Origin of the sequence: Micromonospora sp. DT4 (genome assembly GCF_049841675.1) — a bacterium.
In the GTDB taxonomy this organism is placed as follows: Bacteria; Actinomycetota; Actinomycetes; order Mycobacteriales; family Micromonosporaceae; genus Micromonospora.
In genome coordinates, this window is sequence record NZ_JBNCKT010000388.1 from 1 (window position 1) to 474 (window position 474).

General features: G+C 65.8%; 1 protein-coding gene. It reads right to left on the minus strand.

What is annotated here, in order from left to right; genetic code table 11:
* Positions 1-474 (minus strand): IS256 family transposase (locus ACLQ24_RS30240; protein ID WP_425895138.1); only part of this gene is annotated, 474 nt, incomplete at both ends.

Sequence of the window (474 nt, forward strand, 5' to 3'; positions counted from 1 at the left end):
GCGGCTTTCCAGCGGGTGATCCAGCGGCGTTGACCGGTGCCGGTCGGGTCCAGGGCCATCACGGCGAGGTACACGCATTTCAGTGCGGCTTGCTCGTTCGGGAAGTGCCCGCGGGCTCGCACGGCCCGGCGGATGCGGGCGTTGACTGACTCGATCGCGTTCGTCGAGCAGATCACCTTGCGGATTTCGGTGTCGAAGGTCAAAAACGGGACGAACTCGGCCCAGGCGTTCTCCCAGAGCCGGACGATCGCCGGGTACTTCTTGCCCCATGCCTCAGCGAACTCCAGGAAACGATCGGTCGCGGCGGCCTCGGTCGGTGCGGTGTAGACCGGCCGCAGCGCTTTGGCGATCTTCTCCCAGTCCTGGCGGGCCGCGTAACGCAAGGAGTTACGCAGAAGGTGCACGATGCAGGTCTGGACCACGGTCTGTGGCCATACCGTGTTGATCGCGTCAGGCAGGCCGGTGAGCCCGTCG